The organism is Kitasatospora sp. NBC_01539, assembly GCF_045040525.1.
In the GTDB taxonomy this organism is placed as follows: domain Bacteria; phylum Actinomycetota; class Actinomycetes; order Streptomycetales; family Streptomycetaceae; genus Kitasatospora.
This window is the reverse complement of sequence record NZ_CP109390.1, coordinates 3,675,879-3,701,406: the sequence shown is the minus strand read 5'-3', so window position 1 is coordinate 3,701,406 and position 25,528 is coordinate 3,675,879. Positions and strand designations below refer to the sequence as shown.

Genomic DNA, 25,528 nt, shown 5'->3' with positions numbered 1-25,528 from the left:
CCCTGCCGTCCGGATCAGTTGAGGCGGTGGCGGGCGGCGCGGGCCGCCTGGCGCACCGTGCCGGCGTTCTCCGGGTCGAACGCGTCCAGGATCTGCGCGTAGGCGTCCATCTCCGCCGCACCGCCGAGGAAGTCGCCCGTGCGGACGAGGAGTTCGGCGCGCTCCAGGCGCAACTGCGCGGGGTGGCGCGGCAGCAGGAGGGCGAGCTCGGTCGCCCAGAGCTGGGTGCGGGCCTGCTCCGGACGGTCCGCGGCCCAGGCCCGGATGTTGCCGAGCACCCGCAGCACGATGTCCAGCGGCTGCGCAGGGGTGAGGAGTTCGGCGGAGAAGTCGTGACCGGAAGCGGTCACGAGCCGGCCGGCGTCGTCGAGGTCGAGCAGCCGCCCGCCGTGGAACGGATCGGCCAGCACGTAGTCGCTGCCGCCGCCCGGCCCGCCGACCGCGACGATGAAGTGGCCGGGCAGGGCGACGCCGTGCACGGTGAGACCGGCCCGCGCCGCCACGCCGATCCACACCAGCGACAGCGTGATCGGCAGGCCGCGCCGGCGCCGCAGCACCTCCGGCAGCAGGGACGACCCCAGCCGCCGGTAGTCGCCCTTCCGGCCGTGGAACCGCTCCCGGCCGCCCAGCACCGCGGCGAGCAGCGCGGCCGTCTCCTCCGGCCCCGACGGCCGGCGTTCGGCGACGGCGAGGCGCACCGCGGCGGCGTGCCGGTCCAGCGCCGCCTGGCACCCGGAGAGCAGTTCCTCCAGGGTGGGCGGCGGGCCGGGTTCGGCCTCGCCGGGGGCGGGGTCCAGCAGGTGCTCGGCGGCCGCGAGCAGGCAGAGCAGCACCGGATCGGGGTGCTCGGCCCGGGCCTCGGAACGGAAGCGGGATCTGCTCTGCTCGGTCACAGCAGCCTTCGTGGGGACAGAACTGGCGAGGGGAACGCTACCGCTGCGGGAGCCGGGCGTAGTGGTAAGTGTGACTGGTGGTGAAACCCAGACGATCGTAGAGGGCGACGGCCCCGGTGTTCTCCTCCTCGACCTGCAGGTAGGCGCCGGTCGCGCCCTCCTCGGCGGCCCGCGCGGCGAGCACGGCCATCACGGCCGTCGCCAGGCCGGAGCGCCGGGCCTCCGGATCGACCTCGATCGCCCCGAAGCACGCCCACGGGCCGTCGACGGCGAGCCTGCCGATGGCGAGCGGCGCGGCACCGGGCGGGCCGGGCACGGTGGCGAACCAGACGGACGGCCCGCCGTGCAGCACCGCGGCCGCGGCCTGCTCCAGCGCGGGGTCCCGGCCGACCCGGCGGTAGCGGGACATCCAGGCCGGGCCCGCGGTGCGCGACAGCCGGACACGCTCGTGCGGGCCGCCGAGCCGGGCGAGCGGTGCCAGCGGGGCGGTGCGGAAGAGGGTCTTCGCCAGGCCGGCGCCGAGCCGGTCGAGTTCGGCGGCCAGGTCGTCGGGCGAACCGGGCGTGACCACCTCGACGTAGGCGGGCAGGCCGCGGGCGGCGTACCAGGCGTCGGCCTCCGCGAGGGCCTGCGGCAGCGGCCGGCCGGGGTCGCCGAGGGCCTGGACGGAGTTGGCCCGGCGGGTGAAGCCGGCCGAGGCGCGCAGCACCCACCCGCCGAGCCGCTCCTGCTCGACGGCCGGCCAGCTGCGGGCGGCGATCCGCTGGAGCTCGACCGGTCCGGCGGACGGCGTCCGGGCGGGACGGGCCGGGAACGGCGGCACGGGCTTCCCCGCGACCAGCAGGTTCTCGGCGAAGGAGACCGGTCCGCCGCTGCGCGGCACCACCGTGAGGCCCGTGTCGTCCCAGGATACGAGCACGCCGACCACATCGCGGAACACCGGACGTCCGTCGACCAGCTCGGAGATCCGCCGGGCGGAGACCCGTCGTCCCACGTCAGAGCGGTCCATCCGGACCTCGGGGCGGCCCGCCGCCACGCTTCCGTCCGCCATCAAGGGCACCTCCTGTGCATTTGCCGTCCCCGACCCGCGATACTAGGGGCGGGCATCGACGACGCCGCGCTCACCCGCGCACGCAAGCAAACAGTTTGGGCCGCCAGCCCTTCCGAGGAGGAACGACAGCGTGACCTACGTCATCGCGCAGCCTTGTGTCGACGTCAAGGACAAGGCCTGTATCGAAGAGTGCCCGGTCGACTGCATCTACGAGGGCGAGCGTTCCCTCTACATCCACCCGGATGAGTGTGTCGACTGCGGCGCCTGCGAGCCGGTCTGCCCGGTCGAGGCGATCTTCTACGAGGACGACACTCCCGAGGAGTGGAAGGACTACTACAAGGCGAACGTCGAGTTCTTCGACGACCTCGGTTCGCCCGGTGGCGCCTCCAAGCTCGGTGTGATCGACAAGGACCACCCGTTCATCGCCGCGCTCCCGCCGCAGAACGCCGGCCACTGACCAACCGATCGGTGACAACTGAGCCGTGAGCACCAACCACACCGCGCGCGCGCCGTTCCCGGGACACCCGGGGGCGGCGCGCCGCGTATCCGAGCTGCTGCCCGCCTTCCCCTGGGACCGCCTGGAGCCGTACAAGCGCACCGCGCTCGCCCACCCCGGAGGTCTGTGCGACTTCTCCGTGGGCACCCCGGTCGACCCCGTGCCGGAGGTGATCCAGAAGGCGCTGGCCGCCAGCACGGACACCCCCGGCTATCCCACCGTCTGGGGCCCGGTCGAGCTGCGCGAGGCCGTCGCCGGCTGGCTGCACCGCCGGGTCGGCGCCGACATCGGCCCGCAGGCCGTGCTGCCCACCGTCGGCTCCAAGGAGCTGGTGGCCTGGCTGCCCGGACAGCTGGGCCTCGGCCCGGGCGACCAGGTGGCCTATCCGCGCCTGGCCTACCCGACGTACGAGGTCGGCGCGCGGCTGTGCGGTGCCGAGCCGGTGGCGTACGACGACGTGGACGAGCTCGACGGCTCCCGGGTGCGGCTGCTCTGGCTGAACTCGCCGTCCAACCCGACCGGCCGGGTGCTCGGGGCGGACGCGCTGCGCCGCGCCGTCGCCTGGGCGCGGGAGCACGGCGTGCTGCTCGTCAGCGACGAGTGCTACCTGGAGCTGGGCTGGGAGGCGGAGCCGGTGTCGGTGCTGCACCCCGAGGTGTGCGGCGGCTCGCACGAGGGCCTGCTGGCCGTGCACTCGCTCTCCAAGCGCTCCAACCTGGCCGGCTACCGGGCCTCCTTCGTCGCGGGCGACGAGGTCGTCGTCCGGGAGCTGCTGGAGATCCGCAAGCACGGCGGCATGATCGTGCCCGCACCCGTGCAGGCGGCGACCGTCGCCGCGCTGGCCGACGACGCGCACGTCGAGGAGCAGCGGCACCGGTACGCGGCCCGGCGCTCCGCCCTGCGGGCGGCGCTGGAGGCGTACGGCTTCACCATCGAGCACTCCGAGGCGAGCCTCTACCTGTGGGCGACCCAGGGGCGGCCCTGCTGGGAGACGGTCGGCGAACTCGCCGGGCTCGGCATCCTGGTGGCGCCGGGCGACTTCTACGGCCCGGCGGGCGAGCGGCACGTGCGGGTGGCGTTCACCGCCACCGACGAGCGGGTGCGGGCCGCGGTGGAGCGGCTCGGCGGCTGAGACCGGCGGACGACGCGCGTGAGGGCCGGCCCCGACGGGCCGGCCCTCACGGCGTTGCGGGGGCGGGATCAGCCGCCGATGCCGCCGCCGCCGATGCCGCCGAGCAGGCCGCCGACCGGGCCGAGCGCACCCACGCCGCCGAGCAGGTCGGCCGGGTTGGAGCCCAGCGACGGCACGCCGCCGAGGCGGTTGCTCGCGGCCGGGGCGCCGGTCAGGGTGCCCAGGGCGTCGGCGCCCGGGAGCGCCTGCGGGATGCCGCCGGTCGGCAGGGCGCTGGTGAGGGTGCCGGTCGGCAGGCCGCTGGTGGGCAGCGCGCCGGTGACGGCGCCGAGCGGGGACGCGGCGTTGGCGCTGCGGGTGCCGGGCACGGAGGGCAGCACCTTCTCGGCGAGCGCCGGGCCCGCCCGGTCGACCAGGGCGGGGGCGACCTGGCCGGCCACGGTGGTGAGCGCGCCGGTGGCGGCGGTGGTCTTCCCGGCGGTGCCGCTGATCGGGCCGAGGGCCTGGTCGGCGTCCGGCAGGGCGGAGGCCACGGTGTGGCCGGCCGCGTCGCTCGTGGCGGGCACGCCGGTCGCGACGGTCGCGGCGCCGGTGGCACCGGCGGACTGGCCGAGCTCGTGGGCCGCGCCCTGCACGGTGCCGCCGGGGGAGTCGAGCTGGGTGAGGCCGGATCCCAGGTCGGTCCCCTGCGGCACCAGGTCGGCGGCCGAGGCGTGGCCGGCGGCGAGCAGCGGGGTCGCTCCGGCCGCGACGAGCAGGGCGGCCTGGGCGATCCGGCGCTTGAGGGGGTGAGACATGGTGCTCCTAAGAGGTGAGGACATGACGGTCCGCGAGCGGACGACGTGATTACCGCTCAGGCGTCGGGAAGGTTTCGGCCGGTGAAGGTAAAGGGCGGGCAAAGATCCGACGATCCTCTTACCGGTACCGCCCTGCCGGGGAGGCGTTCCGGGGCCCCCGAGGAACCGTCACTCCCCTTGTCCCGCAGGGGCCGGACGCCACCCGCGCGGAGCCGTCCGCGGCCGGGCGCGCGCCACCGGGCGGCGTCCACGCCGCCCCGCCCGGATCACCCCCGGGGGCGACGGCTGCTCACGCGTTCGTCAACGCGTCGTCATGCCCGCACCGGCGCGCCGAGGGTGAGCCGCACCCGGTCGACCCGCGCCCCCTCCTGCAGCGGCTTCCAGCCGTCCGTGGGCCGGTCGAACCGCCACACCCTGCCGTCGTACTCCACCGAGCCGATCCCCAGCTCCCGCGACTGCGCCACCGCCCACTGCGCGACCGCCCAGCCCGCCTGCCGCACGCCCTCCGGGCCGGAGCCCGTCGACGCCGAGGTCTGCGGGGCCAGCGCCAGGGCCGGACGCGGGTCCTCCGGGGACTTCTCCGCCGGGCCCACCGCCACCACCCGGCCGAACTCCCGCCGGACCCGCTCGGAGACTTCCGCGGACCGCTGCGCCCCCGTCGACGGCGCCGCCGAGACGGAGGCCGACGGGGACGGGGAGCCCGGGGCGGAGGACGCCGCCGCGGGTGCGGACAGCTCGTGCACCACGCAGTCCAGCGCGGCCTGCTCGCGGCCCGTCAGCACCGAGGAGACCAGCGTCGCGTTCGACTCGTGCTTCGCGTACGCCTGCGGGTAGCCGCTCTTCTGCACCTGCTGGGCGGCGTCCGTCAGCGGGATCCGGGCGTAGCCCGGCACCTTCACCAGGCCGTCCAGGAACTTGTTGGTCGCGTACACCGGGTCCCTGATCTGCGCGGCGGTGCCCCAGCCCTGCGAGGGCCGCTGCTGGAAGAGGCCGACCGAGTCGCGGTCGCCGCCGTCCAGGTTGTAGATCTTCGACTCCTGCATGGCGGTGGCCAGCGCGATCGTGACGGCACGCTCCGGCAGCCCGCGGGAGAGCGCCACCGCGGTGATCGTCGCCGCGTTGGCGGCCTGCGTGAGGTCGAGCGTGCCGGTGCCCGCGGCCGTGGTGATCCGGCAGCCCTCCGGCGGCACGATCAGCTTGTCGCGGTTGAAGTACAGCACCAGGCCGCCCGCCAGCGCGAGCACCACGACGCCGACCAGCAGCCGCCGCAGGAACCGGGACCGCCGACGCCGGCGCCGCGGCCCCGCGACCCGCTCCGGCCCGCCATCCGTCCCTGCCACCGCCGCACCTCTCGCTCGCGTTCCGCGCACACCGTACCCACTCGGACGGCGGTGCGCCCCCGCCGGTTGCGCGCTGCGCCCGCCGGAGGTCCCGCACCGATAGGCTGAACGACCATGAGCAGCCCGAACACGTCCCTCGACCTGACCCTCGACGGCGGTGCGCTGACCGCCCGGCTGGTCGACTTCCCGTCCGTCAGCGGCGACGAGCAGGCCCTCGCGGACGCCGTCGAGACCGCCCTGCGGGACCTGCCGCACCTGACCGTCGACCGGTACGGCAACAACGTCGTCGCCCGCACGAACCTCGGCCGCGCCGAGCGGGTGCTGCTCGCCGGCCACCTCGACACCGTGCCGATCGCCGACAACCTGCCCTCGTACGTCGAGGGCGACCTCCTCTACGGCTGCGGCACCTCCGACATGAAGTCCGGCGTCGCCGTGCAGCTCCGGCTCGCCGCGACCCTCGCCGAGCCCAACCGCGACCTCACGTACGTCTTCTACGACTGCGAGGAGATCGAGGCCACCCGCAACGGCCTCGGGCACCTCGCCAAGGAGCACCCGGACTGGCTGGAGGCCGACTTCGCCGTGCTCATGGAGCCGAGCGGCGCCGTCGTCGAGGGCGGCTGCCAGGGCACCGTGCGGGTCGAGGTCACGCTCACCGGCACCCGCGCGCACTCGGCCCGCAGCTGGCTCGGCGACAACGCGATCCACAAGGCCGTCGAGGTGCTCCGCCGGCTCGACGCGTACGAGCCGCGGCGGGTGCTCATCGACGGCCTGGAGTACCGCGAGGGCCTCAACGCCACCCGGATCGACGGCGGTGTCGCGGGCAACGTCATCCCCGACGAGTGCACGGTGCAGGTCAACTTCCGCTACGCGCCGGACCGCAGCGAGGCGGAGGCCGTCGAGCACCTCCGCGAGGTGTTCGCGGGCTTCCCGGTGGCCGTCACCGACAGCTCCCCGGGCGCGCTGCCCGGCCTCGCCCGCCCGGCCGCCCGGGCCTTCCTGGAGGCCGTCGGCGGCGAGCCGCGCGCGAAGTTCGGCTGGACGGACGTCGCCCGGTTCACCGCGCTCGGCGTGCCCGCGGTCAACTACGGCCCCGGCGACCCGAACCTCGCCCACAAGCGGGACGAGCACTGCTCGCTCACGGCCATCGCCACGGTCGAGGAGCGGCTGCGCGCCTGGCTCGCCTGAAGGCCGCCCGGAGGTGGACCGCCGTTCACCGAAAACGGTGGACGGCGGGCGTAGGGTTTCGTCATGACAGGCACTGGAGACGTACACCACTACGGGCACGGACCCGAAGAAGTCGACGCGCCCTCGGCCAAGAAGCCCTGGCCGGAGAAGCAGAAGGGCCCGGTGCTCCTCCGCCGCGACCAGGTGGGCACCAGCACCACCGACCAGCGACTGCTGGACACCACCGGCCCCACCGACTGGCTGCACACCGACCCGTGGCGGGTCCTGCGGATCACCTCGGAGTTCGTCGAGGGCTTCGGCGCGCTCGCGGAACTGCCCGCCGCGGTGAGCGTGTTCGGTTCCGCGCGCACCCCGGTCGACTCGCCCGAGTACGCCGCGGGCGTGGCGATCGGCCGGGCCCTCGCCGAGGCCGGCTACGCGGTGATCACCGGCGGCGGCCCCGGCGCGATGGAGGCCGCCAACCGCGGCGCCTCCGACGCGGGCGGGCTCTCCGTCGGCCTCGGCATCGAGCTGCCCTTCGAGCAGGGCCTCAACGAGTTCGTCGACCTGGGGCTCAACTTCCGCTACTTCTTCGTCCGCAAGACGATGTTCGTGAAGTACTCGCAGGGCTTCGTGGTGCTGCCCGGCGGCCTCGGCACGCTGGACGAGCTCTTCGAGGCGCTCACGCTCGTGCAGACCGGCAAGGTGACCCGCTTCCCGGTGATCCTCTTCGGCACCGCGTACTGGGGCGGCCTGGTCGAGTGGCTGAAGGGCACCCTCATCGCGCAGGGCAAGGCGTCGCCGAAGGACCTGGAGCTCTTCCACGTCACCGACGACATCGAGGACGTCCTGAAGATCCTCGAAGCGAGCCGCCGCCCGAACGGCACCGCGGTCTGAACCGCGGCACGGGCGGCACCGGGCCCGCGCCGCCGTCCGGCACCGGGCCCGCCCCGCCGTCCGCTACGCGAGCCCCCGGCGGGCCACCGCCGGGGGCCGGACCCCGCGGATCGAGGCCACCATGTCGAGCACCTGGCGGGTCTCCTCCACCTGGTGCACCCGGTAGACCTGCGCGCCGAGCCAGGCCGAGACCGCGGTGGTGGCCAGGGTGCCGAGCAGCCGCTCGTCGACCGGGCGGTCCAGCGTCTCGCCGACGAAGTCCTTGTTGGAGAGCGAGACCAGCACCGGGAAGCCGGTCGCGGTCATCTCGGGCAGCCGGCGGGTCGCCTCCAGCGAGTGCCGGGTGTTCTTGCCGAAGTCGTGGCCCGGGTCGATGATCAGCGCGTCCCGCCGCACGCCCAGTCCCGCGGCCCGCTCGGCCAGCCCGACCGTGACCCGCAGGATGTCGGCCATGACGTCCTCGTAGCCGACCCGGTGCGGACGGGTGCGCGGCTCGGCCCCGCCCGCGTGCGTGCAGACCAGGCCGACGTCGTGCCGGGCGGCGACCTCGGCGAGCTTCGGGTCGACCCCGCCCCACGCGTCGTTCAGCAGGTCGGCGCCGACCTCGCAGACCGCCTCCCCGACCTCGTGCCGCCAGGTGTCGACGCTGATCACCGCGTCCGGGTGGCGCTTGCGCAGCTCCGCCACGAACGGCACGGTGCGGCGCAGCTCCTCCTCGACGGTGACCTCCTCGCCCGGTCCGGCCTTGACGCCGCCGATGTCGAGGATGGCCGCCCCGGCGGCGACCGCGCGGTCCGCGGCGGCGAAGGCGGCCTCGTCGGCGAAGGTGGCGCCCCGGTCGAAGAAGGAGTCGGGCGTGCGGTTGACGATGGCCATGATCACCAGTTCGTCGTCGCCGAACTCACGCGGGCCAAGGCGCAGTGCCACCGGAATCTCCTCCACAGCTCGCCCGGGTGCAATGATGGGCCCCGGCCTGTCCGGGGACCATGATCCCACCATTGCCGGAGACGGGCCGGGGACAGACGGAGGACGGCTCGTGTTCTGGGTGATCGTGGCCGCGATGGCCGTGGTGGTCGGGGGTGCCGCGCTGGTGGCACTCGGCGGGGGCGGGACGCTGGCGGAGGCGGTGCCGGACAGGATCGCCGCCCGGCTTCCGCACGACCGTCCGCTGGCCCGGCATGACGTGGACGAACTGCGGCTGCCGATGGCCGTCCGCGGTTACCGCATGGACGAGGTCGACACCGTGCTCGACCGGCTCGGCGCCGAGCTCGCGCTGCGCGACGCACGGATCGCCGAGCTGGAGGCGTCCGCGGTGGTCCGGGGCGCGGTGGAGGCCGCCCCGGCGGCCGCCGCGACGGACGAGCCGCTGCCCGGCCTGGAGGCGTTCGCCGCCGTGGTCGAACCGGAGCCCGAGGGCCCGGAGACGGCCGCCGCGCCCAAGGCCGACCTGGAGAAGAAGCCCGGCGCGGGGCAGCCGTGACCGGCGCCGTGCCCGGCCCGGACGGCCTGCTGCGCTGCGGCTGGGGCGAGTCCGCGGACGACTACCGGGTCTACCACGACACCGAGTGGGGCCGGCCGGTGCACGGGGACGACGCGCTGTTCGAACGCGTCAGCCTGGAGGCGTTCCAGTCCGGCCTGTCGTGGATCACCATCCTGCGCCGCCGGGAGGGCTTCCGGGCCGCGTTCGCCGGGTTCTCGATCGCCGAGGTGGCCGGGTTCGGCCCGGACGACGTCGAGCGCCTCGTGCAGGACGCCGGCATCATCCGCAACCGCGCCAAGATCGAGGCGACGCTGGCCAACGCCCGCGCCGCCCAGGACCTGGACGGCGGCCTCTCCGCCCTGATCTGGGGCTTCGCCCCCGACCGGGGCGGGCCGGCCCCCCGGACGCTCGCCGAGGTGCCGGCCGTGACCCCGGAGTCCACCGCGCTGGCGAAGGAACTCAGGAAACAGGGCTTCCGCTTCGTCGGCCCGACCACCGCCTATGCCCTGATGCAGGCCTGCGGCCTGGTCGACGACCACCTGGTGGACTGTCACGTGCGGGGTGCGGGCACCGCTCGGCGGCCGGTGTAGCGCGGCTGCCCGCTCAGCGGCCGGTGTAGCGCGGCTGCTCCTTGGCGACGAAGGCGCGCACCGCGATGCGGTGGTCCTCGGCCTCGCCGGCCAGGGTCTGCAGCTCGTCCTCCTTGTCGAGCGCCTCGCTCAGGCCGTGCGAGGCGCCGTAGGCGAGCGACTCCTTCACGGCGCCGTACGCGACGGTCGGACCGGCGGCCAGCTGGGCGGCGAACGCCCGCGCCGTGTCGGCGAGTTCGACGGTCGGCACGACCCGGGTCGCGAGCCCGAGGCCGAGCGCCTCGTCGGCCTTGACCGTCCGGGGGAACATCAGCAGCTCGGTGGCGCGGGCATGGCCGACCAGCCGCGGCAGCGTCCAGGAGACGCCCGAGTCGGCGGTCAGCGCGACCCCGACGAACGACGTGTTGAAGCCCGCGGTGTCGGCGACGATCCGGAAGTCGCAGGCGAACGCGAGGCCCGCGCCGGCGCCCGCCGCGACGCCGTTGACCGCGGCGACGGTCGGCTTGCGCATCCCGGCCAGGGCCCTCAGCAGCGGGTTGTAGTGCTCGGCCACCGTCCGGAGGGCGCCCTCGCCCGTCACCTCGGCCTGCTGGAGCAGGCCCAGGTGCTCCTTGAGGTCCTGGCCGACGCAGAACGCCCGGTCGCCGGCGCCGGTCAGCAGCACGGCGCGCACCGCCGGGTCTGCCGCCGCCTCGGTGACGGTGTCGCGCAGCGCCACCTTGGTCGCGACGTCGAGGGCGTTCATCGCCTCCGGCCGGTTGATGGTGATGACGGCCAGGCCGCCGTCGAGCTCGTACAGCACCGGGTCGGACATGGGTGAGGGCTCCCTGATCGTCGGTCGGTCGGGCGCGGCGCCGCAGGCCGGGGGCCGGCGCCTGACCCAGCATGACGGAGCGGGGGCCCGGCTGGGGAGTGTGAGGTATCGCACCTCCGGATGTCCGCCCGGGGACCGCCGGAACGGCCCTCCGGGCCGGTGTCCGGGCAGGGTGGGAGGGTGTGCGCACCGTCGCGTGGAGGGTGATGTTGGTCATCGGGGTGCGGGATGCGGGATAATGGCTTCCGATCAATGCGTTCGATACCGGTGGTGGACGGACCGCCGGTACGGAGCTGAGCGGTTGCAGGAAGGGGAACGAGCATGGCGGCCATGAAGCCGCGGACGGGTGACGGCCCGCTCGAGGTCACCAAGGAGGGGCGGGGCATCATCATGCGTGTCCCGCTCGAAGGCGGCGGTCGCCTGGTGGTGGAGCTGACGCCCGATGAGGCCGACGCCCTGGGCGAGGCCCTGAAGAAGGCCTGCGGCTGACGCAGCGGGTGCTCCCCTCATCTCTCCCGGAGATGCCGACAGGGCCCGGATTCGAGCGAGAATCCGGGCCCTGTGCCGTGCCCGGAGCGGTTCCCCGCCCCCCGCCGTGCCGCTGCCGTGCCGTGCCGCTGCCCGCCGTGCCGCCTGCCGCCTGCCGCGCCTCAGCGCTTCACGGCGCAGAGCAGGCCGTCGCTGACCGGCAGCAGCGCGGGCAGCAGCCGGTCGCTCTCGCGCACCTCGCGGACGAGCTCGCGCACCGCGTGGGTCTGCGGGTCGTCCTGGTCGGGCTCGGTGAGCCGGCCCTCCTGGAAGACGCCCTCGAAGCAGACCGTGCCGCCGGGCCGCAGCAGCCGCAGCGACTCGGTGAGGTAGGCCTGCGACTCGGCCGGGTCGCCGTCGCAGAACACCAGGTCGTACTGGCCGTCGGCGAGCCGCGGCAGGACGTCGAGCGCGCGGCCCGGGATGAACCGGGCCCGGTTGGGTGCGAACCCGGCCGCCAGGTAGGCCTCGCGGGCGTACTGCTGCCGCACCGGCTCGGTGTCCACGGTGGTCAGCACGCCGTCCGGCCGCATGCCGCGCAGCAGGTACACGCCGGAGACGCCGGTGCCGGTGCCGATCTCCGCGACGGACTTCGCCCCCAGGGCGGCGGCGAGCAGCCGCAGGAAGGCGCCGCCGCTCGGGCCGATCGCCCGTATGCCCGTCCGTGCGGACTGGGCCCGGGCGTAGGTCAGCACCGCGTCCTCGCCGACGTAGGTGTCGGCGAGGGCCGCCCGCTCGGGCCCGAACTCGGTGATGGTTGCCTCTCCGAAGCGACGGATGCCGACCCGATGTCGACATTTTCAGCCACAGATTACTGGCCGCCCGGGAACCGCGTTCCTCGGCGGGCCGTTGAGTGGGACAGGACTTGGCGATCGGGGTACGTACGACGCCGGAGCGGCGGGCCGGGAGCCCGCACGGACGGCGGTCGTGCACTTTATCCGGATCTGACGGGCGAGGTGGATATGGTGGTGGCCCTGCTGGGCAGAAGAGCCGACCGAGGAGGTGTGGCCGAGGGCGACGTCCCCGTGCGGCGGCACGTCCGCGGCACCTCGTCGGCCCGTACGCCGAAGCCCGTGATGAACCAGCCCGCGCACACCCCCCTGGACGCACAGCCCGCGGCCCACGACACGGCGGCCGAGCCCGCCGTGGTCGCCACCTTCGCCGAGGGCCCCGACGCGCAGAGCTGGACCCCGCCCTCCTGGGAGGAGATCGTCGAGGCGCACAGCGCCCGCGTCTACCGCCTGGCCTACCGGCTGACGGGCAATCAGCACGACGCCGAGGACCTCACGCAGGAGGTCTTCGTCCGGGTCTTCCGTTCGCTCTCGACCTACACGCCCGGCACCTTCGAGGGCTGGCTGCACCGCATCACCACCAACCTGTTCCTCGACATGGTGCGCCGCCGCCAGCGGATCCGCTTCGACGCCCTCGGCGAGGACGCCGCCGAGCGGCTCCCCAGCCGCGAGCCCAGCCCGGCCCAGCACTTCAGCGACACCCACTTCGACGCCGACGTCCAGCAGGCGCTGGACACCCTCGCGCCCGAGTTCCGTGCCGCCGTCGTGCTCTGCGACATCGAGGGCCTCTCCTACGAGGAGATCGCCGCCACCCTCGGCGTCAAGCTCGGCACCGTCCGCAGCCGCATCCACCGCGGACGCTCGCACCTGCGCGCCGCCCTCAAGCACCGCGCACCGAACGCCGCCCCCGGCCGCCTGCGCCGCGGCGGCTCCGCCGAGCCCGTCGTGGTGGGCGCCGAGCCCGGCGCTGCCGGCGGACTGGACCGGAGGGGCTCGTGAGCGCCGTCGGCCCCGCGGGCGACGGCCGGCCCGAGCCGGCCGGACGCTCCCGCCGGGGTCCGTCGTGGGCGCAGCTCGCCCGGCGCGGCACCGACCACGCCCCCGGCCGGGCGCAGGACGACCGGCAGCCCGACGACGCACCCGTCGCCGAGCTGCGCGTCCTCGCGATGCGCACCGCCGAGCCCCCGGACGGGCACCATCTCGGCGACCGGCTCTCCGCCTACCTCGACGGCGAGCTCGGCCACGACGCCCGTGAGCGCGTCCAGTCCCACCTCGCGACCTGCCCCGACTGCCTCGCCGAGGCCGACGAGGCGCGCGCGGTCAAGCACCTGCTGGCCCGGACGGACACCCCCGGCCCCTCCACCCTGCTGATGGCGCGGCTGCTCGCGGTGGCCGCGCCGCCCGACGACGAGTCCGGCGGCGGTCCGGGCGCCGGGCCGGCCCTGCCCGCCTCCGCGCCCACCCTCGGCGGCAGTCGGCTGACCGGCGGCTCGTTCGGCCGCGGCGCCGGCTCCTCGTTCGGATCCGGCGCGCTCGGCGCCGGGGCACCGCTTCCCGGTGTCGACCCCCGCGCCGGCATGCCCGGGCTGCCGCAGTCCGGCGGACGTCTGCACCTGGCCCCGGCGAGCGGCCCCGCGGCGGCCCTGCGGAGCCTCACCGAGGCGCGCGGACGCCTGGGCGGCGTCCTGCCCTCCCGCGGTCGCCCCGCGGCCCTTCCGGAGCCCGTCGCGGCCGCCGCGGCACCCCGGCCGGCCTCGCCCTTCGGCCGCCGCTTCGTGTTCGCCGCCGCAGGTGCGTTCTCGGTGGCCGCGGTCACCCTGGGCGGTGTCGGCGGCCCGTCCGCCGTCGGCGGCGAGGAACAGCACGGCACCCGGGTCAGCCCGGTGAGCGACCCGGGCGGCGCCGCCGTCCCGGTCAACGCCCAGCTGCCCGCCAGCCTCCCGGTCGTCCCGGCGGTCGCCTCGGCACCGCCCGCGGGCTTCCCGCAGCCGCAGTCCAGCGGGTACGGCGCAGGGCCGATCGGCCCGCACAACCTGCTCCGATAGGCGGGCGGCGGTTCGGCCACCGGGTGGTCCGGGCCGCATTCCGCAGGCTGCGGGGTCACAGACGGACCTCCGCCCATTACCCTGGTACGGACGGCTGTCCGCCGACCTCGTCGGGTGCGTCGATCAGGAGCTGGGAGCGTACGTGTTCACTGACATAGGCCCTCTTGAGGTCGTCACCCTGGCCATCCTGGCCGTGGTGATCTTCGGGCCGGACAAGCTGCCCAAGCTCATCCAGGACGCCATGGGCTTCATCCGCAAGGTCCGGGCCTTCGCCGACAGCGCCAAGGACGACATCCGCAGCGAGCTGGGCCCGGAGTTCCAGGACTTCGAGTTCACCGACCTGCACCCCAAGACCTTCGTCCGCAAGCAGTTCATGGGCGGTGACGAGGACCCGCTGGGCTTCAAGGAGCTCAAGGACGGGCTCGACATCAAGTCCGTGCTGAACGAGGAGCCGCCCGCCCGGGTCGCGGGCGCCGCCAACATGACGAAGGCGCCCGCCGAGGCCGGCGCGCCGCTCCCCACCGGGGAGCGCCCGCCCTTCGACCTCGACGCCACCTGACACGGGACGCCCCGACGCGCCCCGGCGCCCCGCCCGGTGAACCGACCGCGCGGGGCGCCGCCGTGTCCGCCGCTATGGTGTTCAGGTCGACCGCCCGCAGCACCCCCGCTGCGCCCGGCGGTCGTTCCACGACGTGTCGCCGGCCGGCCCCGGCCGGGCGCCCGGTGCGCCCGTCGGGTCCGCGGCGGCACCGCGCACGGTGACAAGGGCACGAGGAGGCCGGCGATGGACGTGACGAGCCGAGCGGGCGGAGCGGTCGCCCCCGACGGGCGGACGACGCCCGTGGTGGGCGCACAGGCGGGCCCCGCCGACCCGCTGGCGTCCTACCTGGAGGCCGACTTCCCCTGGTACGGCCTCGACGAGGGCTGGACGGGCCGCCGCTGGCTGCTGCCCGCCGGGGCAGGCCGGGCCGGGCAGGGCGCGGGCACCGACTACGGCTCCCTCGGGCACGGCGACGAGCCGGCCCGCCCCTACGAGGCGCGCGAGCCCGGCCGGTTCGCCGTCGTGGTCACCGTCGCCCGCAGGCCCGGACGCCGCAGTGCCGACAACACCGGCACGCTGGAGGCGACCTCGGCCTCCTCCGCGGCCTGGCTGGCCGCGTCCGGCCTGATCGCGACCGTCCCGCCGGGGCAGCTCGACCGTGCCCTGCGGCAGGACTGGCTCGACCAGCAGACGGCCCTCGCCTGGGACCTCGCCGACGACCTGGAGGGCCCCGGCTGGACCGTGCTCTCCCTGCCGGTGAACGGCGCCCCGCAGGAGTTCCGCTACCGCGAGTCCGCGTACGGCTGGGTGCTCGCCGGCGAGGCCCCGGGGGTCCTCCTGGGCGCGTACGGGCGGGGTGTCAGCGCGTACGGCATCGGCTTCGGCACGGTCGCGCAGCTGTCGGCCTACAACGGCCGCTGAGCGGCCGCCCGGAGCCCCCGGGAGGAGCCGCCGAGCCGCCGAGCCCCCGGCGCCGAGAGCCGGACCCGGAGCCGCGTGGCCCCGGGCGCTCCTCGTCCCGCTCGCGGCAGGACGGGAGAATGTCCGTACCACCGCGACGGGACGAGGAGCGCACGTGCAGGCGACCGGCTGGCTCGTGGTGGTGCTCGCCGGTGCGATGGCGGTGCTCGGCGCCGTCGGCCACCACTGGGTCACCGCCCGCTTCGCGGCGGGCACCGAGGCCGCACGGGCGGCCCGCCTCCTCGCGGGATGGGTGCCGGCGGCCGTCGGGTCGGCGGAGCTCACGCGGCGCGTGCCGTCCCTGCTCGGCGCACCCGGTGCCGTCGTCCTGACCGCCGATGCCGCGGGCGGGCTGTTCCTGGTGGTCGTGCTCGTCCTGACCGTGCGCGCCCTGCGCCGTCTGTGCAGGCCCGGCACCGCCACCTGACCGCGCACGGCAGGGGCCCCGGGAGCGCGATCCGCTCCCGGGGCCCCGACAGGCCGACCGCCTACCGCGTCAGAACTTGTTCCTGGGGGTGAGCCCCAGCGAGAGGCCCGACAGGCCGCGCTGGCGGCCGCCGAGCTTGCCGGCGACGGCGCGCAGGGCGGCGCCCGCCGGGGAGTCGGGTGCGGCCAGGACGACCGGGCGGCCGTCGTCGCCGCCCTCGCGCAGCCGGACGTCGATCGGGATCGAGCCGAGCACCGGCACGGTCGCGCCGACCGAGCGGGTCAGGGCGTCGGCGACGATCTGGCCGCCGCCGGTGCCGAAGACGTCGATCATCTCGTCGCAGTGCGGGCAGGGCATGCCCGACATGTTCTCGATGACGCCGACGATCTTCTGGTGGGTCTGCAGGGCGATGGTGCCGGCCCGCTCGGCGACCTCGGCGGCGGCCATCTGCGGGGTGGTGACGATGAGGATCTCGGCGTTGGGCACCAGCTGCGCGACCGAGATGGCGATGTCGCCGGTGCCGGGCGGCAGGTCCAGCAGCAGGACGTCGAGGTCGCCCCAGTAGACGTCGGCGAGGAACTGCTGCAGCGCGCGGTGCAGCATCGGGCCGCGCCACACCACGGGTGCGTTGCCGGGGGTGAACATGCCGATGGAGATGACCTTCACGCCGTTCGCCGACGGCGGCATGATCATGTCCTGGACCTGGGTCGGCCGGCCCTCGACCCCCAGCATGCGGGGCACGCTGTGGCCGTAGATGTCGGCGTCGACCACGGCGACCTTCAGGCCGTCCGCGGCCATCGCGGCGGCGAGGTTGACCGTCACGGAGGACTTGCCGACACCGCCCTTGCCGGACGCGACCGCGTACACCCGGGTCAGCGTGCCCGGCTTGGCGAAGGGGATCTCGCGCTCGGGCGCGCCGCCGCGCAGCAGCTGCGACAGCTCCTTGCGCTGCTCGTCGCTCATCACGTCGAGCTCGACCTCGACACCGGTCACGCCGGGCAGCTTCGCGACCGCCTCGGTCACCCGGCTGGTGATCGTCTCGCGCATCGGACAGCCGGAGACGGTGAGGTACACCGCGACCTTCACCGTGCCGCCGTCGGCGATCTCGACGGATTTCACCATGCCGATCTCGGTGATCGGACGGTTGATCTCCGGGTCGTGGACGGTCCCCAGGGCCTTGCGCACGGACTCCTCCGTGACGCCGGCCCCAACCTCTGTCTCGTTGGCCATGCCTTGATGGTACGGCGCCGGGCCGGGGGCCCGACCCGCCGGTAGCGTGCGCCCGGTCACACGGTGCGGCCCGTCCGGTCACACCCGGTCCGGGGCCTCCCGGCGGTCGTCGAGCTCCTTGAGCAGCGACTGCAGCTCGGAGCGGACGAAGTCGCGGGTGGCGACCTCGCCGAGGCCCTGCCGGAGGGCGGCCACCTCGCGGGTGAGGTACTCCGTGTCGGCGATGTTCCGGTCGGAGCGGGCGCGGTCCTGCTCCATGTTGACGCGGTCGCGGTCGTCCTGGCGGTTCTGCGCGAGCAGGATCAGCGGAGCGGCGTACGAGGCCTGCAGCGACAGCATCAGGGTCAGGAAGATGAACGGGTACTCGTCGAACCGCACGACGGTCGGCAGGAGGGTGTTCCACACGACCCAGACGATGACGACGACCGACATCCAGACGATGAACCGTCCGGTGCCCAGGAAGCGTGCGATCCGCTCGGAGAGCCTGCCGAACGCCTCCGGGTCGTAGGTCGGCATCGGGATGAGCCCGCGCCGGGCGGCGCGCGGCTGGTCGAGCCGGCTGCGGCCGGTGCCGGGCTCGGGGCGCTGCGGCCGCACCCCCTCGCGGGCGCGGAGCTCGCGCAGCTGGCGCAGCTCCCGCAGCTCGCCCTGGATGCGCTGGCGCGGGGTGTCCTCGCGGCCGCGCTTGCGGTCACTGTCCATGCACGACCTCGCTCTCGGTGCCGTGCAGCGAGGCCTCGCGCCAGTCCTCCGGCAGCAGGTGGTCGAGCACGTCGTCGACGGTGACGGCGCCGAGCAGGTGGTCGGCCTCGTCGACGACGGGTGCGGCGACCATGTTGTACGCGGCGAGGTAGCTGGTGACCAGGGGCAGCGGGGTGTCCGGCGGCAGCGGGTCGAGGTCGTCGTCGACCAGCGAGCCGACCAGGGTGAAGGGCGGCTCGCGCAGCAGGCGCTGGAAGTGCACGGTGCCCAGGTACTTGCCGGTCGGCGTCTCGTTCGGCGGGCGGCAGACGAAGATCTGGGCGGCGAGCGCGGGCTTGTTCTCCGCGATCCGCACCCGGGCGAGGGCCTCGGCGACGGTCGCGTCGGGTTCCAGCACGATCGGCTCGGTGGTCATCAGCCCGCCCGCGGTGTCCTCCTCGTACGAGAGGAGGCGGCGCACGGAGGCGGCGTCCTCGGGCTCCATCAGGCGCAGCAGCCGCTCGGCGGCCTCCTCGGGGAGGTCGGAGAGGAGATCGGCGGCGTCGTCCGGGTCCATGGCCTCCAGCACGTCGGCGGCGCGCTCATCCTTGAGCTTGCCGATGATCTCCACCTGGTCGTCCTCGGGCAGCTCCTCCAGGACGTCGGCGAGCCGGTCGTCGTCGAGGGCGGCGGCGACCTCGGCGCGGCGCTTGGCGGAGAGGTGGTGCAGCACGTTGGCGAGGTCGGCGGGGCGCAGCTGCTCGAAGGTGGCGAGCAGGTTGGCCGCGCCCTGGCCCTCCTCTGTGAGGGAGAAGCCGGTGAGTTCGGACCAGTCGAGGGTGAGGCTCTCGCCGCGCGCCTTGCGCAGCCGGCTCACCCGGCCGGTCTGCACGAAGACCTTGCGGATCTCCCACTCCCGGACGCGGGTCTGCACCATCGCGACGTCGAGGACGGTGACCTCCTCCTCCGTCTTGGTGCGCTGCACGGTGCGGTCCAGGAGCTCGGCCAGCACCAGCGTCTCGGAGGTCCGCTGCTCGAAGCGGCGCATGTTGATGACGCCGGTGGTGAGCACCTGGCCGGACTCCAGGCTGGTGACCCGGGTCATCGGCAGGAAGATGCGGCGGCGCCCGATCACCTCGACGACCAGTCCCAGCACGCGGGGCGGGCGGCCGCCGAGGCGCAGCGAGACGACCACGTCGCGGACGCGGCCGACCTGGTCGCCGTTCGGGTCGAAGACCGCGATTCCGGAGAGGTGCGAGATGAAGACCCGGCTGCCTGGTCCTGCCATCGGCTTCCCCTCTCCTCTCCCGTGGCGGCCCGTGGGTCGGCGCCGACGGTGTGCCGTCGGTGCCCCGTCGGTTCCGCGCCAAGGCTACCCGGGGGAGTGCGGGGCAGCCCGGCAGGAACCCGCGGGCGGCCCGGGGGTGCCGGGCCGCACGGCACGGCCGTGGGGGCCGGGCGGGGTCAGCCCTTGCGGCGCTTCAGCAGCAGCCGGGGCAGGCCGGCCGGGGCGGGCCGGCGGGTGGTGGCCGGGCTCGGCATCGGCACGGCGGTGTGCGAGGTGTCGGGCATGGCACCGGGGCGTTCGGCGAGGGGGCCGGACGGCTCCAGCCGGAGCACCCGGCACTCGCGGGCCCAGCGGTCGCCGATGGTGTCGGTGTCGGGGGCGTTGAGCCGCTTGCCCTTGAGCTCCTCGACGGCACCGAGCCAGGCCTCGCCGTGCGGGGCGAGCTCGGTGACGGTGGCGGGCCAGCCGGTCAGCCGGCCGCCCTTGTCCTTGCTGCGGACCGTCACCACCGCGGCGGCGCCCGCCCGCAGGCCGTGCAGCGGCTGTTCGGCGCCGTCGCCGACGACCACCACCGCGCCGTCGTGCCAGGCGTGCCACAGGGCCCGGCTCTGCTCCTGCCCGTCGGCGCGCACCCAGAGCAGGCCGGACTTCTTGGCCGCCTCCTCCAGCAGGGCGCGGTCCTGGAAGTCCTCTGCGGTGGTCGTCAAACGCTCCATGGTCCACAGCGTACGGCCTGGCGGCCCGGCGGCCGGAGGGCCGTCCGGAGAGCGTCCCACCCACCGGAATGACAGTTCCGTGGGAGTATTTGAGCCCTTACCTTTGGACGGTCGGCCCGGCGGCCCTTCCGCCTGTCCGGTCGGCTCGTCGGCCGGTCGCTCGGCCGTCCGCCTGCCCGCCCGTCCGTCCGCCCCGTCGATGTCGAGGAGCGCCGTGCCAGCCCGGCCCGCCACCACCGCCCCCGCGAGCGTGAGGCCCGCCCCCGCCCCGGGCGGGGCCGCACTGCCCAGGACGGACCTGCTGCTCCTGGGCGTCTCCATCGCCGGCATCTCGCTCTCCGCCCCGCTGATCAGCGCCACGGCCGCCCCCGCGCTGGCCATCGCGTTCTGGCGCAACCTCATGTCGGTCGGGGTGCTGGGCCCGTACGCGCTGTTCCGGCACCGCGCCGAACTCCGCGGCATCGGCCGGCGGGCGCTGGTGCTCGCGGCGGCGGCCGGGCTGCTGCTGGCCCTGCACTTCGCGCTGTGGATGCCGAGTCTGCGGATGACCTCGGTCGCCTCCTCGACCGCGCTGGTCACCACCACCCCGCTCTGGGCCATCCTGATGATGCGGCTCGCGGGCACCCGGCCGCCGCGCGCGGTCTGGCTGGGCGTCTGCGTGGCGTTCGCCGGAGTGCTGGTGCTCACCGGTGTCGACCTCACGCTCTCGCCGCGGGCCCTGCTCGGTGACGCCCTGGCCCTGGCCGCGGGTGCCGCGGCGGCCGGGTACATGCTGCTCGGCGCCGAGGTGCGGCGCACCGTCAGCACCACGGCCTACACCCTGGTCTGCTACACCACGACCGCGGTCGCCCTGCTCGGCGTCTGCCTGGCGGCCGGCACCCCGCTGGCGGGCTGGCCGGCCGGCGTGTGGTGGCAGATCGCGCTGCTGATGGTGGCGGCCCAGCTGCTCGGGCACTCGCTGAGCAACCGGGTGGTGCGCACCCTGGGCCCGTCGATCACCTCGACGGCGATCCTGCTGGAGACCCCGGGCGCGGCGCTGATCGCGGCCGTGTGGCTGGGGCAGTGGCCGCCGGCGGCGGCGTACCCGGCGGTCGGCCTGATCCTCGTGGGCCTGGTGCTGGTCGCCCGCGGCGGGCGCGGCCGCCCCTGACGCCCGCGGTCCGCCGAGCGGGAGCGCGGCGGAGGGCCGGAGCGCGGCGGAGGGCCGGAGCGCGCGGCAGGGGTCAGAGCCAGCCGTTGCGGCGGAAGCCGCGGTACATCGCCACACAGATCAGCGCGACGCTGCCCAGCACGAGCGGGTAGCCGTACGTGTGGTGCAGCTCGGGCATGTAGTCGAAGTTCATGCCGTAGATGCCGGTGATCATGGTCGGGACGGCGAAGATCGCCGCCCAGGCGGTGATCTTGCGCATGTCCTCGTTCTGCGCGACCGACACCTGCGCGAGGTTCGCCTGGAGCAGCGAGTTCAGCAGTTCGTCGAAGCCGTGCACCTGCTCGGTCACCCGCGCCAGGTGGTCGGCGACGTCGCGGAAGTACTTCTGGATGTCCGGGTCGATCAGCCGCTGGATCGGCTCGGAGAGCAGCTGCATCGGACGCAGCAGCGGTGTCACCGCCCGCTTGAACTCCAGCACCTCGCGCTTGAGCTGGTAGACCCGGCCGACGTCCGCGCCGCGGCCCGCCTTGGCGGTGAAGACGTCGAACTCGACCTCGTCGACGTCGTTCTGCAGCCGGTCCGCGACCAACAGGTAGTTGTCGACCACGAGGTCGGCGATCGCGTGCAGCACCGCGGACGGACCCTTGGCGAGCAGCCCGCTGCCGTCCGTGTCGGCCTCCAGCCGGTGCCGCAGCTCCTTCAGCGCGCTGTGCCCGCCGTGCCGGACGGTGATGACGAAGTCCTGGCCGACGAAGACCATCAGCTCGCCCGTCTCGACCACCTCGCTGGTCGGCGTGAGCTGGTCGTGCTCGACGTACCGGATCGTCTTGAAGACGGCGAACAGCACGTCGTCGTACCGCTCGACCTTCGGGCGCTGGTGCGCGTGCACCGCGTCCTCGACGGCCAGCGGGTGCAGGCCGAAGCGCTGCGCGATGCCCTCGAACTCCGCCTCGGTGGGCTCGTGCAGGCCGATCCAGCTGAACGATCCGGCGTCCTGCTGGCGGCACAGCTTGACCCGCTGGACGGCCTCGCGCGGGCTGCAGCTCTCGCCGACCCGCTTGCCGTCCTGGTACACGGCGCAGTCGACGACCGCCGACGGGGCGTGGCCCGGACGCAGGGTGTCGAAGGAGGTGTCGCGGCGGCGGTTCGGACGGACGGCCGCGCGCAGGTTGTTGATCATCGACATGGCAGGCTCCCTGGGGCAGGAACCGCCGCACGGCAGGCGGTGACGGCCGTGGTGCGACGGCGAGGAACACCGATGGATGTACCGGGCTGCCGACGGAGGCCCCGCGTCTCCGCGGAAAATCGACGGAGAGTCGGTTTGGGCGCCTCGGCTCCCGGGAAGGTGCTCTCCCGGCCGGGTGTGACGCCGCCTCGGTTACCTCGTCAGGGACGGGTGCGGAGGAGGAGGACAGGCCGGGCAGAGCTGCCGGTACTGCATGGTCGGCTGGTATCCACCGCAACCACCTCCTTCATGCCGCGGCTCCAGGGTTCAGTGTCCCCGGTAGCCAGCCGCCCACACTAACAGTTGTCGGTGCGCCGCCGCTGGGGTGTGCGCGAAAGCGGACGCGCCGGGGCGCTAAGGTCGCGGACATGGCCCACGATTTCCCGCTGTTCGGCGACTTCTCCGACCCGTCGGGCGGCTCCTCGGAGCTCTCCCGCAGCGCGGTGCTGGCCGCCGTCGAGGCGCGGCTGCTCACCACCTTCGGCGAGAGCAGCGGCCGGGCCGCGGTGACCTTCCTCGGCACCGAACGGATCGAGGTGCTGCGCTTCGGCCCCGACCCCGAGGGCCTCGTGCGCTACGCCACCCTCGGCATGGCCGTGAGCCCGATGGCCGACCCCACCGCGGCCGTCGCCGACCCGGTGCGCGGCCCCCGCGCGGAGCTGGTGCTCACCGTCCGCGGCGGGCGCGACGACGTGCTCCGCACGCTGGCCACCTTCGCCGCGACGCCGCAGGTGGAGGGCCTGGTCGTGACCCCCGGGGGCTCGCTCGACCTCGGCGCGCCGCTGTGGGAGGGCGCACCGTTCACCTCGGTCCTGGTGGCCGAGCCCGGCGGCCTGGTCGCCGACCTCGAACTCGCCGACCCGGCCGAGCCGGTGCGCTTCCTGCCGCTGCTCCCGATGACCCCGAACGAGGCGGCGCACAAGCGCGTCCAGGGCGCGGCCGCGCTGGAGGAGCGGTGGCTGCGGCACGGCACCGACCTGCGCGACCCGGACCGCCGCGGCGTACCGCTCGACTGATCCGGCGGCGGGTCGTCCGTGCGCCGGCCGCGGGCACGGGGCGTCCGGCCGGTCCGCACGCCGCCGCGGTGCCGTGAGCGCCGGGGCGTGACGCGAATCACGCGCCCCGCGGCCGGCTCAGCCCGCGATCGGCGCCGCGCCGGTCGCCTGGCCGACCAGTGCCTCGTACGCCGCGGGGTCGGTGGTGAACTCGCCGAGCCGCACGGTCTTGCGGTGCCCGTGGTAGTCGCTCGACCCGGTGGTGAAGAGGCCGAGGTCGCCGGCCAGGCCGCGCAGGTGCGCGCGGGTCGGCTCGTCGTGGTCGATGTGGTCGACCTCCAGCCCGCCGAGCCCGGCCGCCGCGAGATCGGCCAGCACCTCGTCGGAGACCGTACGGCCGCGCTTCACCGCGCCCGGGTGCGCGAACACCGGCACACCGCCGGCCGCGCGGACGAGCCGGACGGCGGTCGCCGGGTCGGTCTCGTGCTTGCGGACGTCGGCCCGGCCGCCGTTGGCCAGCCATTCGGCGGTGAAGGCGTCCGAGACGGTGGCGACCACGCCGGCCTCGACGAGGGCACTGGCGATGTGCGGGCGGCCCACCGAGCCGTTGCCCGCGATCCGCTCGACCTGCTCCCAGCTGATCGGCGCCCCGAGCTCCCGGCACCGCTCGACGATCGCGCGGCCGCGCCGGAAGCGGTCGTTGCGCACGAGGTCGCGCTCGGCGGCGAAGGCCGGCTCGGCCGGGTCGAAGAGGTACGCCAGCAGGTGCAGGCTGATGCCGTCGACGTGGCAGGAGAGTTCGGCGCCCGGCACCAGGGTCAGTCCGGTGCCGCGCACGGCCTCGGCGGCCTCGGCATGCCCCGCGACGGTGTCGTGGTCGGTCAGCGCGACGACGTCCAGGCCGGCCGCGACCGCGGCCGCGACCAGCTCGGCAGGGCTGTCGGTGCCGTCGGAGGCGTTGCTGTGGGCGTGCAGGTCGATGCGCACGGGCGGGGCTCCAGGGGCCTCGGGGGCGGGCGGTGCCGGCTGCCCGGCGCCGCCCAGCTTAGACCGGCGGGCCGGGGCCTCCGGGGCTCCGGCCGTGGAGGCCGTTCAGCCCAGGAGGCGCGGGGTGAGGGCGCCGCAGGGCAGCAGCCCCAGCTCGGCGCCGGCGTCGCGCAGGTCGGTGAGCACCAGCTCGTCGTGCATGAGCAGGGCGGACTGCTCGGGCCACGCCACCGCCCACAGCCAGAGCCCGCGGGCCTCGCCGACGTACACGGCGCGGTCGTCGGGGGCGTCGGGCACGTGGAACATCGGGGTGGGGCGCCCGGCGGCCATGAGCTTGGCGTCGGCGGGCTTGTACAGCGAGACCGACTCGCCGGGGTCGGGACCGGACAGGCCGGCGTACCGGGCCCCGAGGCCGACCCCGAGCTCCTCCGCGACGAGCACCAGCTCGCCGAACCCGCCGAGCGGTGCCGGGCCGGAGCAGGCGACCGCAGTGGCGCGGGCGCCCGACAGGTCGTCACCGACGTGGGCGATGCCGGTGAACAGCCAGCCGACCGGCAGCGGCCAGGGCAGCCAGACCGGCACCTGGGACCGGGCGACCGCGACGTTCAAGGCCTCCACGCTCGGCGGCAGCACGGGTTGCATCGGGTGCACGTCGCCGTGGCGGTCGCACTGCCACGTGTCGGAGAAGAGACCGGGGGCGCGGACCCGACCGGCGCACCTCGGGCAGCTTGGCTCGCCCCTCATAGCCGACAACGCTCCTCCCTCCGGACCGCCGCGTCAAGGACGATCACCCGTACGGGGTGCCTCGCGTCGGGGCGGCACGGCCCCGTTGGGAAATGTCCCGTCCCGGGGGGCGGCAAACGTCACGCTGGTCGCGCGGGGTGCGCGGGGGCGGCGCACTGACGCCCCGTCGTCCTCGGAGGATGACGGGGCGTCGGTGGTGCGGAGGGCCGGCCCGGTGCGGGCCGGACCGGTTCACGCGTTGGGGAACGGTCGGATGTACAGGCGTTCGCCCGTGGCGGCCGCGTCCTTCAGGTACTGGCGGACGGTGTCGGCGTCGACGACCAGTCGGTCGGTGGCGGCGCCGGAGGCGTCGTCCAGTCGGAGGATCTCGAAACGCATGTGCCTCTCCCTTCCCGGCCCGGTGGACCGAGGCGGCTGTGGCGGGCCGTCGACCGGATGGTCGGCGGCCGGCTCCTGCTGGGTCTGTCGTCCGGCGGCTGCTGCTGGCCGCATCGTCCCCCCTCGCGGACCGTGCGGCCTGTGCGCCGAGGCGACAGTGCCTCAGGTGCTCCACAGTGCCGCACTGC

Annotated in this window: 29 protein-coding genes; 14 read left to right on the top strand and 15 right to left on the bottom strand. The window is 75.0% G+C overall.

Annotation, left to right across the window (positions count from 1 at the left end; genetic code table 11):
• Positions 1-14: 14 nt before the first annotated feature.
• Positions 15-893: a transglutaminase family protein gene (locus OG335_RS15725; protein WP_405011736.1), complete on the bottom strand. Its 879-nt coding sequence runs from the start codon at positions 891-893 to the stop codon at positions 15-17.
• Between the two features lie 37 nt (positions 894-930).
• Complete coding sequence (locus OG335_RS15720; protein ID WP_405011735.1) at positions 931-1,944, bottom strand: GNAT family N-acetyltransferase; 1,014 nt, start codon at positions 1,942-1,944, stop codon at positions 931-933.
• Between the two features lie 130 nt (positions 1,945-2,074).
• Here OG335_RS15720 and fdxA point away from each other — a divergent pair, with 130 nt between their 5' ends.
• Both fdxA and dapC read left to right on the top strand, forming a co-directional pair.
• Complete coding sequence (gene fdxA, locus OG335_RS15715; RefSeq protein ID WP_405011734.1) at positions 2,075-2,401, top strand: ferredoxin; 327 nt, start codon at positions 2,075-2,077, stop codon at positions 2,399-2,401.
• Positions 2,402-2,426: 25 nt separating this feature from the next.
• A complete protein-coding gene (gene dapC, locus OG335_RS15710; RefSeq protein WP_405011733.1) occupies positions 2,427-3,572 on the top strand; it encodes a succinyldiaminopimelate transaminase in 1,146 nt (381 codons plus the stop codon).
• A gap of 68 nt (positions 3,573-3,640) precedes the next feature.
• Here the strand turns inward: dapC and OG335_RS15705 are convergent, their stop codons facing one another.
• Both OG335_RS15705 and OG335_RS15700 read right to left on the bottom strand, forming a co-directional pair.
• Complete coding sequence (locus OG335_RS15705) at positions 3,641-4,369, bottom strand: hypothetical protein (RefSeq protein WP_405011732.1); 729 nt, start codon at positions 4,367-4,369, stop codon at positions 3,641-3,643.
• Between the two features lie 311 nt (positions 4,370-4,680).
• The gene (locus OG335_RS15700; RefSeq protein WP_405011731.1) at positions 4,681-5,709 is read right to left on the bottom strand and encodes a hypothetical protein; all 1,029 of its coding nucleotides are present in this window, start codon (positions 5,707-5,709) and stop codon (positions 4,681-4,683) included.
• 114 nt (positions 5,710-5,823) lie between these two features.
• On the opposite strand from OG335_RS15700, the gene dapE reads away from it, so the two are divergent.
• Positions 5,824-6,894: a succinyl-diaminopimelate desuccinylase gene (gene dapE / locus OG335_RS15695; RefSeq protein WP_405011730.1), complete on the top strand. Its 1,071-nt coding sequence runs from the start codon at positions 5,824-5,826 to the stop codon at positions 6,892-6,894.
• A gap of 63 nt (positions 6,895-6,957) precedes the next feature.
• Positions 6,958-7,770, top strand: coding sequence for a TIGR00730 family Rossman fold protein (locus OG335_RS15690; RefSeq protein WP_405011729.1), 813 nt, complete (start codon positions 6,958-6,960; stop codon positions 7,768-7,770).
• A 63-nt stretch (positions 7,771-7,833) separates the two neighbouring features.
• On the opposite strand, the gene folP is transcribed toward OG335_RS15690, so the two are convergent.
• Positions 7,834-8,646, bottom strand: a complete 813-nt coding sequence (folP, locus tag OG335_RS15685) for a dihydropteroate synthase (RefSeq protein ID WP_405015416.1) — start codon at positions 8,644-8,646, stop codon at positions 7,834-7,836.
• Positions 8,647-8,806: 160 nt separating this feature from the next.
• Here folP and OG335_RS15680 point away from each other — a divergent pair, with 160 nt between their 5' ends.
• Both OG335_RS15680 and OG335_RS15675 read left to right on the top strand, forming a co-directional pair.
• A complete protein-coding gene (locus tag OG335_RS15680) occupies positions 8,807-9,250 on the top strand; it encodes a DivIVA domain-containing protein (protein WP_405011728.1) in 444 nt (147 codons plus the stop codon).
• Positions 9,247-9,840, top strand: coding sequence for a DNA-3-methyladenine glycosylase I (locus tag OG335_RS15675; RefSeq protein ID WP_405011727.1), 594 nt, complete (start codon positions 9,247-9,249; stop codon positions 9,838-9,840). Before OG335_RS15680 ends, OG335_RS15675 begins: the two co-directional genes overlap by 4 nt.
• A gap of 13 nt (positions 9,841-9,853) precedes the next feature.
• Here the strand turns inward: OG335_RS15675 and OG335_RS15670 are convergent, their stop codons facing one another.
• Positions 9,854-10,654, bottom strand: a complete 801-nt coding sequence (locus OG335_RS15670; protein ID WP_405011726.1) for an enoyl-CoA hydratase/isomerase family protein — start codon at positions 10,652-10,654, stop codon at positions 9,854-9,856.
• 321 nt (positions 10,655-10,975) lie between these two features.
• Between OG335_RS15670 and OG335_RS15665 the strand changes: the two genes are divergently transcribed.
• Complete coding sequence (locus OG335_RS15665) at positions 10,976-11,143, top strand: DUF3117 domain-containing protein (RefSeq protein WP_014137929.1); 168 nt, start codon at positions 10,976-10,978, stop codon at positions 11,141-11,143.
• Between the two features lie 161 nt (positions 11,144-11,304).
• Here OG335_RS15665 and OG335_RS15660 read toward each other — a convergent pair whose 3' ends face one another.
• Positions 11,305-11,961 (bottom strand): O-methyltransferase, encoded by a 657-nt coding sequence (locus tag OG335_RS15660; protein ID WP_405015415.1) that lies wholly within the window; start codon positions 11,959-11,961, stop codon positions 11,305-11,307.
• A gap of 297 nt (positions 11,962-12,258) precedes the next feature.
• Here OG335_RS15660 and sigE point away from each other — a divergent pair, with 297 nt between their 5' ends.
• The 5 genes from sigE (at position 12,259) to OG335_RS15635 (ending at position 15,946) form a co-directional block, all read left to right on the top strand.
• Positions 12,259-12,972, top strand: coding sequence for an RNA polymerase sigma factor SigE (gene sigE, locus OG335_RS15655; protein ID WP_405015414.1), 714 nt, complete (start codon positions 12,259-12,261; stop codon positions 12,970-12,972).
• A complete protein-coding gene (locus OG335_RS15650; RefSeq protein ID WP_405011725.1) occupies positions 12,969-14,018 on the top strand; it encodes a zf-HC2 domain-containing protein in 1,050 nt (349 codons plus the stop codon). Before sigE ends, OG335_RS15650 begins: the two co-directional genes overlap by 4 nt.
• A 142-nt stretch (positions 14,019-14,160) precedes the next feature.
• Positions 14,161-14,577 carry a sec-independent translocase gene (locus tag OG335_RS15645; protein WP_405011724.1) on the top strand — a complete coding sequence of 139 codons (417 nt, stop codon included), beginning with the start codon at positions 14,161-14,163 and terminating at the stop codon, positions 14,575-14,577.
• 225 nt (positions 14,578-14,802) lie between these two features.
• A complete protein-coding gene (locus OG335_RS15640) occupies positions 14,803-15,480 on the top strand; it encodes a hypothetical protein (protein ID WP_405011723.1) in 678 nt (225 codons plus the stop codon).
• Between the two features lie 154 nt (positions 15,481-15,634).
• Entirely contained in the window at positions 15,635-15,946 is a 312-nt protein-coding gene (locus OG335_RS15635; protein WP_405011722.1) for a hypothetical protein, read from the top strand.
• A gap of 69 nt (positions 15,947-16,015) precedes the next feature.
• Here the strand turns inward: OG335_RS15635 and OG335_RS15630 are convergent, their stop codons facing one another.
• The 4 genes from OG335_RS15630 to OG335_RS15615 form a co-directional block, all read right to left on the bottom strand.
• Positions 16,016-17,176 carry an Mrp/NBP35 family ATP-binding protein gene (locus OG335_RS15630; RefSeq protein ID WP_405011721.1) on the bottom strand — a complete coding sequence of 387 codons (1,161 nt, stop codon included), beginning with the start codon at positions 17,174-17,176 and terminating at the stop codon, positions 16,016-16,018.
• A gap of 78 nt (positions 17,177-17,254) precedes the next feature.
• Positions 17,255-17,878 carry a DUF1003 domain-containing protein gene (locus OG335_RS15625; protein WP_405011720.1) on the bottom strand — a complete coding sequence of 208 codons (624 nt, stop codon included), beginning with the start codon at positions 17,876-17,878 and terminating at the stop codon, positions 17,255-17,257.
• The gene (locus tag OG335_RS15620; protein ID WP_405011719.1) at positions 17,868-19,145 is read right to left on the bottom strand and encodes a magnesium transporter MgtE N-terminal domain-containing protein; all 1,278 of its coding nucleotides are present in this window, start codon (positions 19,143-19,145) and stop codon (positions 17,868-17,870) included. The genes OG335_RS15625 and OG335_RS15620 overlap by 11 nt, the downstream gene beginning before the upstream one ends.
• A 176-nt stretch (positions 19,146-19,321) precedes the next feature.
• Positions 19,322-19,861 (bottom strand): hypothetical protein, encoded by a 540-nt coding sequence (locus OG335_RS15615; protein WP_405011718.1) that lies wholly within the window; start codon positions 19,859-19,861, stop codon positions 19,322-19,324.
• Positions 19,862-20,060: 199 nt separating this feature from the next.
• Between OG335_RS15615 and OG335_RS15610 the strand changes: the two genes are divergently transcribed.
• On the top strand, positions 20,061-21,011 hold the full coding sequence (locus OG335_RS15610; RefSeq protein WP_405011717.1) for a DMT family transporter: 951 nt from the start codon (positions 20,061-20,063) through the stop codon (positions 21,009-21,011).
• Between the two features lie 73 nt (positions 21,012-21,084).
• On the opposite strand, the gene corA is transcribed toward OG335_RS15610, so the two are convergent.
• Positions 21,085-22,197 (bottom strand): magnesium/cobalt transporter CorA, encoded by a 1,113-nt coding sequence (gene corA / locus OG335_RS15605; RefSeq protein WP_405011716.1) that lies wholly within the window; start codon positions 22,195-22,197, stop codon positions 21,085-21,087.
• A 407-nt stretch (positions 22,198-22,604) separates the two neighbouring features.
• Here corA and OG335_RS15600 point away from each other — a divergent pair, with 407 nt between their 5' ends.
• Positions 22,605-23,252 (top strand): suppressor of fused domain protein, encoded by a 648-nt coding sequence (locus tag OG335_RS15600; protein WP_405011715.1) that lies wholly within the window; start codon positions 22,605-22,607, stop codon positions 23,250-23,252.
• A 117-nt stretch (positions 23,253-23,369) separates the two neighbouring features.
• On the opposite strand, the gene OG335_RS15595 is transcribed toward OG335_RS15600, so the two are convergent.
• From OG335_RS15595 to OG335_RS15585, 3 genes are all read right to left on the bottom strand, one after another.
• Positions 23,370-24,218 carry a PHP domain-containing protein gene (locus OG335_RS15595; RefSeq protein ID WP_405011714.1) on the bottom strand — a complete coding sequence of 283 codons (849 nt, stop codon included), beginning with the start codon at positions 24,216-24,218 and terminating at the stop codon, positions 23,370-23,372.
• Positions 24,219-24,323: 105 nt separating this feature from the next.
• On the bottom strand, positions 24,324-24,962 hold the full coding sequence (locus OG335_RS15590) for a DUF6758 family protein (RefSeq protein WP_405011713.1): 639 nt from the start codon (positions 24,960-24,962) through the stop codon (positions 24,324-24,326).
• 231 nt (positions 24,963-25,193) lie between these two features.
• The gene (locus OG335_RS15585; protein WP_405011712.1) at positions 25,194-25,340 is read right to left on the bottom strand and encodes a hypothetical protein; all 147 of its coding nucleotides are present in this window, start codon (positions 25,338-25,340) and stop codon (positions 25,194-25,196) included.
• Positions 25,341-25,528 lie beyond the last annotated feature (188 nt).